The following is a 12,068-nucleotide window of genomic DNA, read 5'->3' on the forward strand; positions in this document are numbered from 1 at the left end:
AAAATGGAGCAACCCCGAGATCCCATGCCCGAACAGACTCGTTATACCCTGCCCGTTAAATCCGGCGATCACCGTCAGCTCGGCCAGCTCATAGGCGCGGCGCACGCGGTGGAGTGTGCCAGCATTACCGAACGACATGCTGGTCCGGTGTTAATGATTACACCCGATACCCAAACCGCTCTGCGTCTGCTGGATGAAATCCGCCAGTTTACCGATCTGCCGGTGGCGCACCTTGCCGACTGGGAAACGCTGCCCTACGACAGCTTTTCGCCGCATCAGGATATTATCTCCGCCCGCCTGTCGACCCTCTACCAGCTGCCGGTGATGCAGCGCGGTATGCTGATCATGCCGGTCAACACCCTGATGCAGCGCGTCTGCCCGCACAGTTTCCTGCACGGCCATGCGCTGGTGATGAAGCAGGGACAAAAACTGTCACGCGACCGGCTGCGCGACCAGCTTGAGCAGGCCGGTTATCGCCATGTCGATCAGGTGATGGAGCACGGTGAATACGCCACGCGCGGCGCCCTGCTCGATCTGTTCCCGATGGGCAGCGATCAGCCCTACCGCATCGACTTTTTCGATGATGAGATCGACAGCCTGCGCCTGTTCGACGTCGACAGTCAGCGCACGCTGGAAGCGGTCCCCGAAATTAACCTGCTGCCTGCGCATGAGTTTCCCAGCGACAAAGCCGCCATTGAGCTGTTCCGCAGCCGCTGGCGTGAAACGTTTGATGTGCGCCGTGAGTCGGAGCATGTCTATCAGCAGGTCAGCAAAGGCACGTTGCCAGCGGGCATCGAATACTGGCAGCCGCTGTTTTTTGAGCAGCCGTTGCCCAGCCTGTTCAGCTATCTGCCGGATAATACCCTGATTGTGAACTGCGGCGATCTTGAAGGCAGCGCCAGCCGCTTCTGGCAGGATGCCGAGGCGCGTTATGAAAATCGCCGCGTTGATCCGATGCGTCCACTGCTGGAACCGGTCACCCTGTGGCTGCGTCCGGATGCATTAATGGGGGAGCTGAAAGCCTGGCCGCGCATCCAGATGACCAATGAGGTGCTGCCCGCCAAAGCCGCGAATACCAACCTCGGTTATACCCCGCTGCCTGACCTGACCGTTCAGGCGCAGGCAAAAGCGCCACTCGATCATCTGCGTCAGTTTATTGAGACCTTCAGCGGCACCGTGGTCTTCTCGGTGGAAAGTGAAGGCCGCCGTGAAAGCCTGCAGGATCTGCTGGCCCGGATTAAACTGCGTCCTCAGCCGGTGCACCGCTTCGATGAGGTTGGCGAAGAGCGTTTCCGACTGATGATCGGCGCCAGCGAGCGCGGTTTTATTGATACCCAGGGCAACCGGGCGCTGATTTGCGAAAGCGATTTGCTGGGCGAACGCGTCAGCCGTCGCCGTCAGGATACCCGTCGCACTATCAATCCGGACATTCTGATCCGTAACCTGGCGGAGCTGCATCCCGGCCAGCCGGTGGTGCATCTGGAACACGGTGTGGGTCGTTATATCGGCCTCACCACGCTGGAAGCCGGCGGCATTGAGGCGGAATACCTGATGCTCTCTTACGCCAACGACGCCAAACTTTATGTGCCGGTTTCATCGCTGCACCTGATCAGCCGCTACGCGGGCGGTGCCGACGATAATGCACCACTGCACAAACTGGGCAGCGATGCCTGGTCACGCGCACGGCAGAAAGCGGCTGAGAAAGTGCGTGATGTGGCAGCTGAACTGCTGGATATCTATGCTCAGCGCGCCGCCAAAACCGGTTTTGCCTTTAAGCATAATCGCGAGCAGTATCAGCTGTTCTGCGAAAGCTTCCCGTTTGAAACCACCCCGGACCAGGCGCAGGCGATCAACGCGGTGCTGAGTGATATGTGCGAGCCGCTGGCGATGGACCGTCTGGTGTGCGGCGACGTTGGTTTCGGTAAAACTGAAGTGGCCATGCGCGCGGCGTTTCTGGCGATTGAGAACCATAAACAGGTGGCCGTGCTGGTGCCGACCACCCTGCTGGCACAGCAGCATTACGACAACTTCCGCGATCGCTTCGCCAACTGGCCGGTTCGCATTGAGATGCTTTCCCGTTTCCGTACTGCCAAAGAGCAGGCGCAGGTGCTGGAACAGGCCAGCGATGGCAAGATCGACATCTTAATCGGCACCCATAAGCTGCTGATGAGCGATCTTAAATGGCACGATCTCGGTCTGCTGATTGTCGATGAAGAGCACCGTTTCGGGGTGCGTCACAAAGAGCGCATCAAGGCGATGCGCGCCGATGTGGACATTCTGACGCTGACCGCAACGCCAATCCCTCGCACCCTGAATATGGCCATGAGCGGCATGCGCGATCTCTCGATCATCGCCACGCCGCCTGCCCGCCGTTTAGCGGTGAAAACCTTTGTCCGTGAATTTGACGATCTGGTGATCCGCGAAGCAATCCTGCGTGAGGTTCTGCGTGGCGGACAGGTCTACTATCTCTACAATGACGTTGAAAATATCGAGAAAGCGGCGCAGCGTCTCAGCGAACTGGTGCCGGAAGCGCGTGTCGCTATTGGTCATGGTCAGATGCGTGAGCGTGATCTGGAACGTGTGATGAACGATTTCCACCATCAGCGTTTCAACGTGCTGGTCTGTACCACCATTATCGAAACCGGGATCGACATTCCGACCGCTAATACCATCATCATCGAGCGGGCCGATCACTTTGGCCTGGCGCAGTTGCATCAGCTGCGTGGTCGCGTCGGGCGCTCGCATCATCAGGCTTATGCCTGGCTGTTAACGCCGCATCCGAAGTCGATGACCGCCGATGCGCATAAGCGGCTGGAGGCGATCGCTTCACTGGAAGATCTGGGAGCCGGTTTTGCCCTGGCAACGCACGACCTGGAGATTCGCGGTGCCGGCGAACTGCTGGGTGATGAGCAGAGCGGACAGATGGAGACGCTGGGCTTCACGCTTTATATGGAGCTGCTGGAGAATGCGGTCGAGGCGCTGAAAGCGGGTCGCGAGCCGTCACTGGAAGATCTCACCAGCAACCAGACCGAGGTGGAGCTGCGGATGCCCGCCCTGCTGCCCGAGACCTTTATCCCGGATGTCAGTACCCGTCTTTCACTCTATAAACGCATCGCCAGCGCGGAGGCTGAAGAGGAGCTGCAGGAGCTGAAGGTTGAGATGATCGACCGCTTTGGCCTGCTACCCGATCCGGCGCGTAATCTGCTGGATGTGGCGATTATCCGGCTGAAAGCCCGCGCTGTCGGTCTGCGTAAGATCGAAGCCAGCGACAAAGGTGGTTATTTCGATTTTGCGCCGAAGAACAACGTGGATCCGGCATGGCTGATAGGCCTGCTGCAGAAAGAGCCTCAGCAGTGGAAGCTGGACGGGCCGACACGACTGCGCTTTACCCGTGAGCTGTCGGAAAGAAAGGTGCGGCTTGAGTGGGTGCAGGGATTCGTTTCGCAACTGGCTCAACGGCAGGCGTAAAACCCTGCCCGTGCGTTGCTGAGCTAACCGGTAAAGCGCCGGTTAGTTTGCCGCAAAAAAAGGCGCATCCTGAGATGCGCCTTTTTCATTACTGCTGTATTACGTTGTGCTGTGTGGCCGCGTGAGCGGCAAAGCTTTGCCCAATTACGCCTGATCGCCGTTGAGAACCAGCTGACCATTGCGATCCAGTGGAATACGCGTGCCGGGGTCATTTTCCATACGGATTTTACCCTGCTGATCGCCTATTTTATAGGTCACGTCATATCCCAGTTTTTTCTCTTGTTTGTCGTAAACTGTTTTGCAGCGCTGTTCGGTTGTGGTGTAGGTATCCCGATCCTGCAGTCCGCCCTGGACCTGATTACCGGCATAACCCCCCGCTACCGCACCTGCTACTGTCGCCACATCTCTGCCGCGACCGCCACCAAACTGGTGACCCAGCACTCCACCTGCCACTGCACCTAATACAGACCCGGCAAGACGGTTTTCATCCTGCACGGCCCGACGGTGAGTCAGAGTGACATTACGGCACTCCTGACGAGGCTGTTTAATGCTCTCTTTGATTGGCGTTGCAGACAGTACCTGAGCATATTGAGGACCGCGATCAAACACGTTCATGCCTGCTACGGCTGCAACACCCAGTGCTGCTGCCACACCAATACCGATACCCGCTAACATTGATTTATTCACAGGAAGTTCCTCCTGAAAAGTGTTACCGCGCAATCCTGCTGCTAAAGCATCCTCGTTAACTGAGGTATAACCGGCGTGCGCGACGCGCCGTGTTTGTTGAGATGAAGTTTTACAGATGGACCGAAAATGCAACATCAGATAAATGGAGGAAATTGGTCACTTTGCTATCAGGACCAGTTTTTAGGAGAGTTCTGAGGTGGGGAACGTTATTAATGATGCTTTTTCGCTAAGGAAATTAAACCAATTAAATCAAAGGCATATAATTTTATATGCTTTAAGCAAAGCCTGACTGCCCGTTATGGCAACGGCCTTTCCATCGTCACCCAAAAGTATCGTCTTTATGTACCGTTATCGGGAACATTCATTCCTGAAGCACTCAGGCTTCAGGAATGAAGAAAAAGGAAACTAATCAAAAATGCTCTCGGATGGGCATACCTTTATCTCGCCCCAGCCCACAATGGTGCCATTGGGGGTAAGGTCTTTGATGGAAACGCTATCGCCTGAATATTCGGACCCTCTGACTACAATATCGTAGTCATGGTTAGCCTGAGGAATAAATTCAACAGTGGCCGATTTTTGAGTGTTCTGATGGTATCCAGCCTGTGTCCAGTAGTGAATGACACGAATCATTTGTCCTGGCTTCAGGGTAAATTCATTGATGAAAGCACCCTTGTTTTCAGACGACGCTGGCATACCTATCCGTTTATTACCTGTAACGGGGATGCCCAGAATGGCGAAACCAGAAGTGATACGGCGTTCCAGCATTTTTTTATAGCAACCTGAACTCTGTTTTTCATAGAACTGAAGTGCCGTATTGCCCTCTGAACCCACCCGGATTCGGGCCGCATCCTGCCCTTTATAATCATCCAGTGAAGGTCTGAAACCTGCCGTGCAACCGCTCAATAATAGTGCTATCAATCCGGTGATTAAAATTTTTGCAGCCATTCTTTATTATCCTTAATTTAACTGACACAGACTGGAACTGGTTATTTTATTGGTACTATAACGAGGCGGGTGTTGCGTTACCCATCGTTTATTTTGTGACAAAAAATATTGACCGTATTAATGCACAAAGACTTTATTAATCCTGCTGGAAAAAATAAAATATGGTACCCATATCAGACAACTGATTAAGGCCCGAGCCAGCATATTGATAGCAGGCTGCGTAATGTTTACGTGAAAAACCAAAGCAGGATAAAGCGTGCAAAAACTCGCAAAGATAAGACCGTATAAATAGTACGTTATCATCACGTATCTGGTTTTTACTTTCTTCCTAAAGAAGAACCAGCAAGCCAGCACTGTTACGGGAGCATTAATAATGGACAGCGCTAATAATAAAATACTAAAACTATTAACCACACCTTGTTTCTGATAAGTGTTGGCAATCAACGAAACAATACAAAAATCATTATACAGCATCGTAAAAAAACCAATAATCAAGCCTAAAGCTGGCAGATATAATAAGCCATTAATCCTGCCCTCTTCTTTTTTTTCACAATTATCACAAAATCCTGATTCTTTATTCTCTTCTGCTTCCTGACATTTAATGCATAACATTCTCGCCCCCTGAAGCTGTAATTGTTTTTCTTTGTTTTAACAAAATTCAAACTGGTTAATTCAGAACATCGACGTCTTTGGTCAGACAGGATCAGGTACTATTTTAAATGTATCGAAGAACTGCCTGATTCGACCTTTATAAAAAACGGTCCTTTCCAGAGTGCAAAAAAACAACCCTGACCAGATGACCAGGGTTGCGGTTTTTAGCGTTGAATCAGAAACGGTATCCGATGCCGATGTTAAAACCATTGATGGCAACATCTTCGTTATATTTTACGCGAGTACCTTCATAGCCAACACTCACAGAGAGATTGCTGATAGGATTCACGACAACGCCAGCGCCATAGGCAAAAGAGGTTTTATTTTCGCTATATTCTTCGGAGTAGACTCCGGGAAAAGTCACGTTCTCATCCACTTTGGTATGGGCAACACCAATTAATCCATAGAAGCTGATGTAGTCATTGATGCGATATGCAGGACCTGCCATCAGTGAGTAATATTTCACTTTGGTTTTTCCATCATATCCGCTAACATCGCTATAAATATCTTCTCGCTCAGAAAAACTTTCATCGCCTTTCATGTAGCTGAATGAGCCAATCACACTGAGAGGAGACTCCCATTCATAACGATACTGAACGTTGACGCCACGAATATTTTTAAAGTCTTCAACTTTGCTTTGTGCATATCCAACCGAGACGGTGTGATTATCAGCCAGCGCATTGCTGCCCACGAGCAGACCGCCACACAGTAATGCCAGCATTGTCATTTTAGAGGTCATGTAATTAATTCCTTTTCATAATTTAACATTATTTCCCTGCGCTTAATGCAGGACTTCGCTCCCTGAATCACCAATACCCGACGGACAGGATAGAGTTTTTATCAATCCGTCTGTATCGGACAGGAATTTCATGTAGCGCTCCGCGCCTGATGTTCAGATCGGTCGAAGAGCATCTATTCATACCCGGATTTTTTAAAACAGGCTGGCCTGAGTCAATGTGAAACTTAAACGCCAGCCTTATTAAATGGCACTTCGGCCATTTAATTTAGGTTAAGTAAAGAATTTAACCACAGGATTCATCCTGGCGGTTAGTTATCAATCAATTCTTAATGGCATTATTAGACCAAAAAGAATTAGAGGTATCAAGACCGAGTTGCCATAAAAAAGCAAAAATCCCTGAAAACCATTACTGCACATAGATCCAGAAAACCATACTGCGTTATACAATCCATTAACGCAGATTATTAACTGACCTTTATATCCACAACCCGTTAAAAGACTAAGTTACAGTTCTATTTAAACCCCTCCTGTATACAATGAAAATATTCGGAAAGATAACAGCTGTATTTTCCCAAAAAGCGTTATTTTCAAGCTGACTGCCAATGCTGCTGCCGGTGCTCATGCCCATGCTCTGGTGCTCGGTTTTATAGTACGCGTGGTTCTCAATGTTGCTGAAGCCCAGTGTGTTGGTGTCGAAATGGTTTTTATCGGCGGTGGCGGTGGAGTCTATCACCGCACCCTTCTACCTGGTGTGCTCACCTGCTGTCATATCAAAACGGTGCCATGTCGCAACCCTTATTACCGGTTTTGGTGGATATATGGGCGTAACCCGGAAGACAGAATAAAAGCTGGTTAACGCGGATTCACAGCATGAAAGCCAACCAGTAACAGTTAATACAGAAGGCTACAGGAAGAAGAAGTGAATGAAAGCCAGACCGGAGAAAAACTATCTGGTTTTCAGAGACAACTCGCAATTTATTACTTAGCTTTTAGCGAGTTTACCTGGCAGGTGGTGTATATTTAAACAGGTAAAAACGGAACAGGAAGCACATAACGAGAGATTTTTTAGCGCGGACTGAAGGTGGTGGAACACCAACAGCCCGCTGACCACCACCAACTGATAAGGAGTTGATTATGGCTGACACGCATCATAAGCCAGGAACCCGCACGGCCACAACCGCTGCGCATTATTACAGAGTGGGATACCGCCCTAATAGGGGCCAGCCGAACCCACTGCCGCAGCTCACCATCAAAGGCCGCTGGCTGGAAGCACTGGGTTTTACTACCGGGCAGAAGATCGAGGTGATCACCGGGCCGGGGCAGTTGATCATCCGGCTGGCTGAAGGGTGATCGGCGGGTAAAAATATCCCGGCTCGGAGGCCGGGATATTCTGTTTCAAGACGGGATTTTTGCCAGCAATTCGTTAACTTTATCCGTATATTCGGGATGTAGGTGAAGATATTTTTCGCAGGCTAAGCGGACATACTGATAACACGTTTCTTCACTTACAATTACAGTATCATCTTCTTCCGGTGGATAACCGTAGGCAAATTCAACACCTTCGAAATGATCCTCTTCATCATAGCTATTCATATCTGGAAAATGGCAATATGCACCATCTTTATTTAATGCACCTTTAATCATTAATAATTCGATAGCCCTTAAAAAATCCCCATCGTTATACATTCGATCGAAGTATGCCTTGACGACCCATACAGGGTCATCATCATGATATGGTTGACCAAATAACTCTTTATTCATCCATAACCTCTACTTTGGATGGAAGTTGTTCACCAAACCGGTATCTTTATTTATATATACACGGAATGCAACACCGCCAGCTGTGGCATCATAAGATTGCTGCCCTTTAGCTATGGCTACTTTGTAGCCTTTAGCAGCAGCTTCCTGACCTAATTGCAACATTTTTTCATCAGTAAAAATATTGGGGTCATAAATAGTCTTTTTAAATGGTTCGGCACCATTATTTTTCAAACCAATTATATTACCCTCACGATCTTTAGCAGGTATTTGATATTCTATTTGAGTAATACCTTTAGTTCCCGTCGGAGTTTCACTAACTATCTTCACATTATTTTTTTTCACAGCATCATAAAATGCATTTGCATTATGCGCCCCAGTAATTCCTTTTTTCTGAGTATAACCAGCAAGTTGCGCTAAGTGTTCCGGTTGATCTATTTTAAAACTGATTCCTGAAGGGTAAATATTAGCTTCTTTAACTATCGCGCTGAGTTTGTTAGCCGCTGCCGTTCCCAGGACTGGTGACATCGAAGCTGCAACGATCTTCATTCCGTCATAGGTCGATACATACTGCTCCGCCGTCGTCTTATCAACCCTAAGCTGCTCCATGGCATAGTTGACCATTGCATCCTTTACCTGCTGCTGATTCTGCGCATCAACGCTGGTAATATTCAGCAGGTTCACTATCTGCCCGTAGGCATCCGGGTACATGTCGCTGACTTTATTATTGTAGTTTCCGGTCTCATACTCACCTTTGACCGAATAAGCTTCTAACCTTGCCGAAGCACATGCGGGGGTGGCAGCCCGGCCATTACCACAGGCATCCGTCACTTTCTTGTCACGGCTGATGTTTTTCTCACGCAGGTCGTTTATCTTCTGCTGTGCCTGCTCACGCTCTGCCGGGTCGTTGCTCCTGAGTTTTTGCCTCGCTATCTCAAACTCTGTCTTTTCATTAACGTGCAGCCAGTTATTCTCAACCGCATTTTTACCCGCCTGCGCGCCCGCCACCGCACCGCCCGTGCTGTCTCCGGCCACGCCGCCCGCAAGGCCCGCCGCCAGCGTCCCCAGCGCGCTGATGGTCTGCCGCTGCTCCTCACTCAGGTCTTCGCGCTTAACTCCCGGATACATCTGCTGCGCGATGTACTCGCCCATCGCCGCGCCAGAAGCACCCGCAAGTGCAGGATTACCCGACGCGTATGACGTCACCGCGCCCACTACCGCGTGTGCAATCAGGTTCGCCTGAACGTTCACCTCCTCTTTGCCGTCCGGGCCTTTTGTGGTCGTCAGCTTGTGTATCTGCTCCGCCAGGATTACCGTATCTGAACCGGGGTTATTTTCCAGGATCGCTTTAATGATATTGGCACTTACCGGTAAGTCACCTTTCACCATCCGGGCCAGACCGGCTTGGACCAGTTACGGTGGCAGTTTCTTATCTTGGGCATATTACGCATAAGAGGTGACCGACTGACCGTAATCTATCGCTCCTGATGGCAGTATATTGTTCCACCCATCACCCAGCGCATTATTCTCAACAGTCTTGCTTAGAAGGAAAACGAAGGAGTTAGGGTTTCAACCCTACTTAACTTCATTGAAGGCCCGAATTATCGGGCCTCATTTCCTTAACTGACCAGCATTAGGCTTGGTGGCCGAGATCTTTTTTAGTCTTTAAGGCTATGATAAAAACTAATAACACTTTTTAAATCGGTACTCCATTCCGATATTTTCATGCCATCTTCATTATACGTTGTTCGCGGTTCAGTAAAACTATTTATATTTTCAGGAGTGAACCCTGGACATTCATCTAAAAATAAAATGCTATTTTGAACGAAAACAACATCTCCAGAAAAATACAATACCCAAGTAAATATAAAATTTGCATTGGCAGGCTCATACATAGAAACAGCTAAAGCAGCATGCTTTTTATTTGCCAAGCCTTCTTCAAGAGAGCATCGCCAGTTATCTTTGTAATCATTTATATTCCAGTAAGATAGAGGTATATTCATCATTTCTGAAAATTCATCAATAATTATTAATGCTGGTAAGACGCATTCGCCCTCAATATCCACTGATTTATCTTCAGGGAAGATACCAAACATATGTCAATCCTTAATCCTGTTCAGATCGCTATCATAAGTGCCCATACGTTTCCCTCTACGGTCAAACATTTTCCAGCCATTGGTAACATTATGGCTGTCGACATCAGGTGTAATATATGTTTTACCATCAAAAAATACAGGTTGACCATGAGAATTGAATGGAGCCTTAAGTGCCGGAATTCTTCGGTCAAAACCTAAATTCCCAGCAGCTTCTTGAGCCTCTTTTCCTTTAAGGGCCAGATAAGCCAAATCATCCTTATTCTGCTCAGAAATCGGTGTAACCGTGGTATTGCCTCCCGTATCCGGCATACCATCCGTATTTCCAGTATTGCTGGATCCCTGCTCACCAGACTGAACCGGCGTGATCAGCGACGTTCCCTTATTCTCATCCTGCGCCGGATTGACCAGCTTACCCCCCGTCAAATCATCATTAACCGGTACGGTTTCAGTTTTGCTGCCTGCTCCGTTCGTGTGCTGCTGTGCCGTAACCACAGCCATTATCACACAGCTGGTATTCGCCAGGCAGGTCGCGTCCAGCCCTGCTTTTACCTTTTTGGTCAGCGCCAGTGCCGCCTGTTCATTTGCGCCGCCCTGGCCCGCTTCGGCCACTGCCGCCGCATCCAGCAACGATTTAGCCTGCATCATCTGCAACATGCCCATGCTGACCATATTGTTGCTGATTTCGTTCTGGCCCGCCTGCGCTCCGGCTACCGTGTCCGCCGTAGTCTCTCCAGCCAGACCACCTGCAAGACCCGCCGCAACCGTTCCCAGCGCAACCAGCGTCTGTTTCTGCTGTTCGCTAAGCTGACTGACCGGCACGTCACCGTACAGAACATTTTTGATGGCTTCACCCATCGCGGCGGTGGTAGCCGCGCCCGCCGCACCTGCTGCCGCTGAATTACCCTGTGCGGCAGCTATAACTCCGGCTACCGCAGCATGTGCCATTATACGACTGGCCTCATCCGGCGCTTTCTGCTTAATCAGTTCTGCAAGGTAAGGGGCCGAACCGCCAGCCAGAGCGGCTTTTAAATCGCCGCCCGCCAGCCCCTGAATCGCCGCCGTCGCCGCGCTGATACCCTGCTGCACCGAGCCGCCGGTTCCCATTCCGCCGGCCAGCATCTCCCGGTTGTACAGCGTCTGATAGACCTGTCCGGTGATGTCGGCCGCGGTCGGCTCCTGACCCGGGTTCGCTTTCCGCCACTGCGCTTCGGCGTCCTTTTTCTGGTCCGGCGAGATGTTCTTCATCTTCTCCGTGGCCGCTCTGGTCGCCGCAATCTCGCCCTGCGTCCGCGCGATGTCGCCCGCCTGGCTGCCGATTTCCGCCAGCAGCTGCGCCGTCTCCATCCGCCGCTGCTCTTTATCCTTATCGAAGATTTTATCCAGCCCCGGATTCGCACCCGCCGCGTCGCGGCTCAGGTCCGCCACGTCCTGCGTCTGCTTCGCCTTATCGCGGATAATAACGGTACCGTCGCTCACCGCCGCCTTCGTCACCGACGACGCGCTGCCGCTGCCGTTCAGCCCCGCCAGCAGGCCGTTCGCCATGTTGCCTTCGAACTGGCTGCCGATGCTGCCGCCGGTGCTCATCCCCACGCTCTGGTGCTCGGTTTTATAGTCCGCGTGGTTCTCTATGTTGCTGAAGCCCAGCGTGCCGGTGTCGAGACGGTTCTTATCGGCGGTGGCGGTGGAACTGATGACCGCGCCGTTCAGCCGGGTGTGCTCACCCG

The 12,068-nt window shown here is 50.7% G+C and carries 9 protein-coding genes and 1 pseudogene; 2 read left to right on the forward strand and 8 right to left on the reverse strand.

Annotated features, from left to right (window positions below; translation table 11 throughout):
- Positions 1–24: 24 nt before the first annotated feature.
- Positions 25–3,468: a transcription-repair coupling factor gene (gene mfd / locus LC417_RS22155; protein ID WP_187484150.1), complete on the forward strand. Its 3,444-nt coding sequence runs from the start codon at positions 25–27 to the stop codon at positions 3,466–3,468.
- 144 nt (positions 3,469–3,612) lie between these two features.
- Here mfd and LC417_RS22160 read toward each other — a convergent pair whose 3' ends face one another.
- From LC417_RS22160 to LC417_RS22175, 4 genes are all read right to left on the reverse strand, one after another.
- A complete protein-coding gene (locus LC417_RS22160; protein ID WP_003849847.1) occupies positions 3,613–4,155 on the reverse strand; it encodes a glycine zipper 2TM domain-containing protein in 543 nt (180 codons plus the stop codon).
- A gap of 405 nt (positions 4,156–4,560) precedes the next feature.
- The gene (locus LC417_RS22165; protein WP_052270915.1) at positions 4,561–5,100 is read right to left on the reverse strand and encodes a hypothetical protein; all 540 of its coding nucleotides are present in this window, start codon (positions 5,098–5,100) and stop codon (positions 4,561–4,563) included.
- A 117-nt stretch (positions 5,101–5,217) separates the two neighbouring features.
- Positions 5,218–5,712 (reverse strand): DUF2569 domain-containing protein, encoded by a 495-nt coding sequence (locus LC417_RS22170; protein ID WP_050680200.1) that lies wholly within the window; start codon positions 5,710–5,712, stop codon positions 5,218–5,220.
- Between the two features lie 214 nt (positions 5,713–5,926).
- Entirely contained in the window at positions 5,927–6,490 is a 564-nt protein-coding gene (locus LC417_RS22175; protein WP_022625856.1) for an Ail/Lom family outer membrane beta-barrel protein, read from the reverse strand.
- Positions 6,491–7,624: 1,134 nt separating this feature from the next.
- On the opposite strand from LC417_RS22175, the gene LC417_RS22180 reads away from it, so the two are divergent.
- Positions 7,625–7,840 (forward strand): SymE family type I addiction module toxin, encoded by a 216-nt coding sequence (locus LC417_RS22180; protein ID WP_033757310.1) that lies wholly within the window; start codon positions 7,625–7,627, stop codon positions 7,838–7,840.
- Positions 7,841–7,885: 45 nt separating this feature from the next.
- Here the strand turns inward: LC417_RS22180 and cdiI are convergent, their stop codons facing one another.
- The 4 genes and pseudogenes from cdiI to LC417_RS22200 all read right to left on the reverse strand — a co-directional run.
- Positions 7,886–8,251: a ribonuclease toxin immunity protein CdiI gene (gene cdiI / locus LC417_RS22185; protein ID WP_033757309.1), complete on the reverse strand. Its 366-nt coding sequence runs from the start codon at positions 8,249–8,251 to the stop codon at positions 7,886–7,888.
- 9 nt (positions 8,252–8,260) lie between these two features.
- A pseudogene (locus LC417_RS22190) lies at positions 8,261–9,559 on the reverse strand (VENN motif pre-toxin domain-containing protein); the annotation flags it as partial.
- 347 nt (positions 9,560–9,906) lie between these two features.
- Positions 9,907–10,344, reverse strand: a complete 438-nt coding sequence (locus tag LC417_RS22195) for a hypothetical protein (RefSeq protein WP_033757308.1) — start codon at positions 10,342–10,344, stop codon at positions 9,907–9,909.
- Positions 10,345–10,347: 3 nt separating this feature from the next.
- Positions 10,348–12,068: VENN motif pre-toxin domain-containing protein (locus LC417_RS22200; protein ID WP_223566359.1), on the reverse strand; the 1,721-nt coding region annotated here is incomplete at its 5' end.

It is taken from the genome of Pantoea sp. OVA07A (assembly GCF_019969975.1).
Classification (GTDB): Bacteria; Pseudomonadota; Gammaproteobacteria; order Enterobacterales; family Enterobacteriaceae; genus Pantoea; species Pantoea agglomerans.

What these genes read in the sequence shown, in the direction of transcription:
- mfd (WP_187484150.1), top strand. Translation starts at nt 25, where the DNA reads ATGCCCGAACAGACTCGTTATACCCTGCCCGTTAAATCCGGCGATCAC.
- LC417_RS22165 (WP_052270915.1), bottom strand. Translation starts at nt 5,100, where the DNA reads ATGGCTGCAAAAATTTTAATCACCGGATTGATAGCACTATTATTGAGC.
- LC417_RS22170 (WP_050680200.1), bottom strand. Translation starts at nt 5,712, where the DNA reads ATGTTATGCATTAAATGTCAGGAAGCAGAAGAGAATAAAGAATCAGGA.
- LC417_RS22175 (WP_022625856.1), bottom strand. Translation starts at nt 6,490, where the DNA reads ATGACCTCTAAAATGACAATGCTGGCATTACTGTGTGGCGGTCTGCTC.
- LC417_RS22180 (WP_033757310.1), top strand. Translation starts at nt 7,625, where the DNA reads ATGGCTGACACGCATCATAAGCCAGGAACCCGCACGGCCACAACCGCT.
- cdiI (WP_033757309.1), bottom strand. Translation starts at nt 8,251, where the DNA reads ATGAATAAAGAGTTATTTGGTCAACCATATCATGATGATGACCCTGTA.
- LC417_RS22195 (WP_033757308.1), bottom strand. Translation starts at nt 10,344, where the DNA reads ATGTTTGGTATCTTCCCTGAAGATAAATCAGTGGATATTGAGGGCGAA.